Genomic DNA, 6163 nt, shown 5'->3' on the forward strand with positions numbered 1-6163 from the left:
ATATGAGACAGAGTGCTGTCCGTGCGCTAATCTCATCGGGCGACTGCTGAGCGCAGCCTAGTTTCCAGCCGGCGCGCGCCGCGGATCAAATAACCGCTGCTGGGGTTCTACACGAGGTTGGCAGGGGACGATTCGTGCCTCAACAGGCACGAGGTTCAAATACATAAAAGGGCGACCGAAACGTATGAAGTCCAACGCCACCGAAAGGCGTGCGTCCACGGCAGCTAGTAATGATCACCTCCCAATCGCCGGGCAGAATAAGGACGCTAGGCGCGGGGAAGCGAACTACATGCTGGACGACTGGAGACTTTTTTCACCCAAGCTCGATGACGACGGCTCGGGATACTCAACTCTCGCGGCAGCAATTACCGCGGACCCGAAGCAATCGGCCCAATCGCTGCAGCACATCGCCCAGCGATTAAATCCAGACAACCTCAAGAGCCTTCGGACCCGCGCATCAGCTCTTTTATTACGCGACCTCGTCTCGATGGGCTGGGAATTGAAGAATGAGGCGGGTGCAATTTTTGTCCGCCCCGCCACCCGCACGGATGGTCCAGCAAAGCAGGCCATCAGAAAGCAGTTGGAGTTCGGTCGAGACGATCAACTTGCTGAGCCGGCGACGCGGCGATTCATCCTGAACTTGGAACGTCCCGGTCGGTTTTCCTCTTGCCGATCCGTCACTGATCTAATCGCCGACGGTCGACGTTTAGCCGTCCAACTTGAACCGATCAGCGCTCTGCCGCGAGAGCAGAGGGACGCAGCGCTGAGCGGTGTCTGCCAGCCATATCTTCAGTTGGTCGATGGTGACGCGCGAGACGAGCACACCGGCATCCGCTTGATTGATATCTGGCGATATTTTCGCCACAACTGGTCTACCCGGTATCGAAGCAGTCCCGGCCGAAATCTCTTCTACCTGATCCGAGACGCGGCCCAGCCATTTCACCCCGTAATGGGAATCACGGCGCTCGGCAATGCAGTCATGCAGTTGGGGCGGCGCGATGTAGTGCTTGGCTGGACAGTGGAAGGGCTGAAGAGAAACATCGAAGCCGGCATCGTTTCCGAGAGCGAAGCGCTCGACGCCTTCCGGCGCCGTCTTCTGGATGATCTCGGACAAATCTACGTGGCCGATATGCCAATCGCTGCAGGTCTTCCAGCGAGTATCGACAATCGATTGTTAGATCAACTTTCGATTATCGAAAGCGATGCAACAGGCATGCGGACGGATCGCCTCAAGCAAGGGGAGGAAGACGGCGTCTCGGAATCTCGAATCAGCGGAGTCGAAGATGTCGATCTGGAGGCGATGGCCAAGACGCCACTATTTCGCGCGAAGCGCGCGCGCGCGATCAGGGAAGTCCTTCGCGCCTATCGAGAATTAAAGGATGCTACCTCGATCGCCGATCTTCTGACCCAGTCTGAGGGTGAATGGGCGGTCAATCAGTCCCTCCGTCAGCTGAAAAAAGCGTTCTCAGCCACGGCCATGATGGAAATCACGGTCTGCGGTGGAGTGCCCCCTTATAGCGGGCTCTTGTCGGGAAAACTGGCGTGCCTGATGATGATGAGTCGGAGGGTGGCCGACGACTACGCAACTCGATACGACACGGGCTATAGCATTATAGCCAGCCAGATGGCAGGCAGGCCGATCGTCAAGCCGCCTGCGCTCGTCTTTCTGGGCACGTCCAGCCTCTATACCCAGCGCTCCTCACAGTACAACCGCGTGTCACTGCCGGCCGGCACGGTGACAGGACAGAACACGGCAATTCATTTCGACGACTACGGTGTGTCCGAAGGTTATGGCTCGCCAAATCTCAGTTCTGAAACCGAAGAAACGCTCGATCGGTTAACTGAAGTTACTCGGACTTATCGGAACGTCAATTTCGTATTCGGTGAAGGGCAAAGTCCGAAGCTTCGCCAACTCCGCGAAGGGTTCGCTGCGCTGGGGCTGAGCCGAACGAACCTCCTTCATCACGGCATGCCACGCATCGTGTATGGCGTTCACCTGGCGCGAAACACCGTGCGTTACCTCCTCGGCGTCGATAGCCAGCCGGACTACTGCATTCCGAGAACAAAAGAAGGCGATGCAGATATTGCCGCTTACTGGCGGAGCCGATGGCTTGCCAGTCGCGTTGATCACGTACCGGCGCTGGTGGCGGCAGGGCAATCGACACCACTCAAGGAACGAGTGTCACGTCTAATCCATGACGTTCAGACAGCGTCTCACGTCTTTCCCTTTTCGGTGGGTACAGCGGCAAAGGAGCGCGATATGGCACAGACACCCGTTGAGAATGAAAAGACGGCTTTCATTCGACAACTCTATCGGGACGAGAGCGCCTATAGCGATCATGTCTCAATTGCCCGGCTAAAAGAGTTGAACGTCAAGACCGCGCTCGATGACGTGGTGCGGAAGATCGTAAGGGCGGGTGGCTCGGTAGTAATTACTGGCAATGCTGGCGATGGCAAAACGCACACGATTCGACTCCTAAAATCCGATCTGGAAGCGGCAAAGGCCGAAGTCATCATCGATGCCAGCGCCGTGACCCAAGATCATGTGATCGAGCGCTGGAATGCGGCTCGCAGTGAAAATAGGCCCTTCTGCATCGCGATCAATGAAGGGCCATTGATCGAGCTTATCCGGACCTACAGCACCAAACATCCTTGGCTCGAAAATCTGCGTCAACAACTGCTGAAGTTGGTCAGCTATGTCTCAACGGAAAGTGAAGACAACGAAAAGTTCGCGCCGGAGCCTGGCGCAACGGTGGTGATTGATTTGAGCCTGCGTCGAACTCTGGCACCCGATCTAATCAAGCGAACCTTGGACAAACTGACCGACGACACTTGGTACACCGCCTGCACACAGTGTCCAGCCAACGTAATCTGTCCGGTTACATATAACCGAACCATGTTGAAGCACCCAAGGGTGCAACAGCGCCTCGTTGATCTATTGCAGCATGTCGCTGAGCGCGGCTTGCGTGCAACCTTCCGCGAACTTCTCGCGTTCGGCTCCTACCTCATCTTTGCCGGAAAGAGTTGCAGCGAACTGCTGAAAACTGATCAGAACGAGCAAGCGCACTATTACTGGAACGCATTTGAAGGTCAGGGCGCCATTTTTGAGAGCCTTGAGCAAGGCCTCGATCCGGTACGCCAAACGCAGGCCCGTATCGACGAAGACCTCTGGCGTGGGAAATACGACGCCGCCGCTTTTCAGGGCAACGTCCTCTTGCCGTTGGCCGCACGCGATTTCGATGAAGCGCGGGAAAGCGAACGGCAGTTCTCGGCGGACACATTCGCAGCTTTAAAGCGTCGATGGTACTTCGAGCACCCCGACGGCAGGCTCGGTCAACTCACTCAAACGGACAAACTGTTTCGCGAGTTGCAGGACTCACAACAGAGTCCGCAACTCCGAGTCGGCCGACTGGTCGCGTTGATCAACGAGTGGTGGAACCGGGCGGACCGCGGGCAGCAAGATCGACTCCGCCTCTGGACACGTCTTTCGTATTCGCCTAGAGCCAACGGCAAAGCAATGGTATCTGGTCGAGACGTGTCGAATCTCCGGCTAGGCCTCTTCAGGCCCAAAATCGCGCCAGCTCTTCGCGCAGCTTTCGGTGAACAGGCAATCGATCATCTTCTGCTGGCGCCGCCCAACAACGTCCGATTCGCCAGCCTCGTGGTCGACCGGAAACTCCTGTCAGCCTTGCTGCATACCGGCGGCTCCGAACAAGCCGAAGCAATCGGACGGCGGTTGGCCACCTTCAATGATGCGCTGGCCCAATATGCCGAAATCGGTTCGCATGTCCGAACCATAGAACTACTGGACCCAGCCAACGAACTTAGTGTCAAGGTTCGAGTAGACCTTAGTCAACGTCGCTACGACAGCGCGCAGTAGGAAGCCCCATGGAAGTTCAACTGCGCGAAATCATCAGCGAAGAATTGCGCCAGCGGCACGGCTTCGGGATGATGGAAGGTAAGATCAAGCCTGTCCACATCGCAAATGCTCTGATGCGGGAAGAGCACCACGTCGTCGGTAGCATGAAGGATCTCAAGCAGTTGATGATCGCAACAGCGCCCAAAGAGAGCCCAGAAAACCGTCTGGAAGCTGCGCGAACAATGCTGGAGCGGAATCGGGAACGGTGGGGTCGGCTGGGCGAGGAGGAAAATCTTAGAGATTCAGTTTTGGTTACCCGCGTTTTGCCTTTGCTACGCACCATCCTTGGTACAGACAACGCGGTGTTTGGCACGTCACCCGAGTTCTCGTCGTTCTCCTCGGCAACTGCCCTGACAATCACCCGCGATGTTTCAGACGATCATGCCGGCGCCTTCGTCCATCGGCTCTGGGGTGGAACCGATAGCCAGCCGCGGCTTCAGATTTTAGATTTGCTCCGCGATCTGACACATCCGAACAAGGACTTGGCCGGCGTTGATGATTTGACTGCTGTACTCGTACCTCTTGCCGATGATCCAACACCAACTCGGACATCGCAGACTCCACGAACGTTTATCGACCTAAGTGAACGGCCCTTGTCTGGAGTTGAACGCAGGCTGAGAAGTGCTGCAGAAGATTTGGAGCGCTACGAGAGCGCCGTTAAGCCGAACCCGATCGCGACGTTGCAGCGCTTAGTGCTCCTCGCGTCGATCAGTGTATTTTTTCATGCTGCTACCCGATCTAGGGAGTGGGCCGGTATGCCTGATCGGGTAATTTTGATTGATGCCTCATCATCACGAGACTCGACCGTGGCCGAAGTGAGCACACAGCACGTTGGGCGTCTGCTGGATGATTCCAGGGCGTACATGGCGTCGGTCTTGAAAGACTTACTCGATCAGCAGCACTCTACGTGGTGGACGAATCCTGTCGAAGTCATCTCGGAGTTGTTCGCCGAAAAGCTCAAAAAGACAACCGCAGCACCGAGCATCAAACAGTTGCATGAGGTCCTAGATGACTTGAACGACGCAGAGGCCGATATCGCCGCTGAACTGCCGCGTCGATTGGTCGAACTACTGGATGGCAGCAGCGGGCGCAGCCTCGATGGATTTCTTCGCATGCTGGGATTGCGCAGCGGCCTGCTGTATCCGCAGCAGAAGAACCCCAAAAAACGCTTGGTGCCTATGGATCGGACTCTGGAAGTGCTAGTCGTAAGCACGTTCAACATCGCGGGGAAGCAACTGGAATATCGCGATTTTCTGGAGGAACTATACAAAAGATGGGGCATTATTGTCGGCGGCCGGCTCGAAGACGCAAAATTGTTGGCCGATTCTGGATCGCCGGTGCCGAGCGCCGACCTCGCTGAGAATAGCGAGCGATTTTTATCTAAACTTCAGTCGCTGGGTTTAGCCAGCAGGCTGGCCGACAGCGTGGCAGTCGTGGGCTTGATGGAGAATGTCGATGACGTCGCCTAATGACTCGCCGGCGTACGTTGGCATCAAAGCAGCTCAACTGCTTGCGGCTGAACTGCATAGTGCAGTCGATCGCAATGAGTTCGGCGTCATTGCTCAAGATATTTCGCCACTCAACTCCGGCACGCTTATCAACGAACTGGCATCGCCGAGTTTTACCCGGCGTCAACGCCTGCGCACTTCATTGGTCGCTGAGGATGCGACCGTTGAAGCGGCAATCGCGCGTCACCCCGAAATGTCGGAACTGCTTTCGGCGCAGGAGGAGGCCGCTGTCGCATGGCGCAACCTCAATCAGCGAACAATCGCGGTAATCACCAACCGTCCTCTCAGCAAGGCGGCTTCACTCCGCGACTTTCGCGTCATTAGCGAGCGCGATCTCACCAAAAGACTGTGTGCCGAAGAAAGGGATAAGGCGGACGTTAGCTGGCTGCGGACCTTATGGGACGCGATCGATCGCGGTAAAGCTCTGCGGATCGCCTTATCCGACATCATCGAGTTCTCGGTTGCCCTCGCCGCACTCCCTGCAAGTGAGCGATCGACTCGCGCCTCTCAACACCTGTATCTCTTGAAATTGTTCCCAGATGAGCATCTAGCCGATGAGAAATCCGATTCGCGCCTGCTTCGTCGCTTACAGCAAAACCGAGAATTGGTCGTAAGCGAGCGGCCACGACACCTTGACGCCGCGCTGGTTGATCAGCGAGCGGCGGGCGGCACCCAGCGATGCGGGAGCAGTTGCCCGATGTCGCGATTGAGCGTAGTCGGCAGTCGCGTGAGCACA

The 6163-nt window shown here is 56.6% G+C and carries 3 protein-coding genes; all 3 read left to right on the forward strand.

Annotated features, from left to right (window positions below; translation table 11 throughout):
* The first annotated feature begins 289 nt into the window (after nucleotides 1–289).
* On the forward strand, nucleotides 290–3880 hold the full coding sequence (locus JWQ90_RS06465) for a Druantia anti-phage system protein DruA (RefSeq protein WP_299690958.1): 3591 nt from the start codon (nucleotides 290–292) through the stop codon (nucleotides 3878–3880).
* An 8-nt stretch (nucleotides 3881–3888) separates the two neighbouring features.
* Nucleotides 3889–5388: a hypothetical protein gene (locus JWQ90_RS06470; RefSeq protein ID WP_299690961.1), complete on the forward strand. Its 1500-nt coding sequence runs from the start codon at nucleotides 3889–3891 to the stop codon at nucleotides 5386–5388.
* The coding region (locus JWQ90_RS06475) for a hypothetical protein (RefSeq protein WP_299690964.1) at nucleotides 5375–6163 on the forward strand (789 nt) is incomplete at its 3' end. The genes JWQ90_RS06470 and JWQ90_RS06475, both read left to right, overlap by 14 nt.

This window comes from Hydrocarboniphaga sp., assembly GCF_028291725.1.
Lineage (GTDB): Bacteria > Pseudomonadota > Gammaproteobacteria > Nevskiales > Nevskiaceae > Hydrocarboniphaga.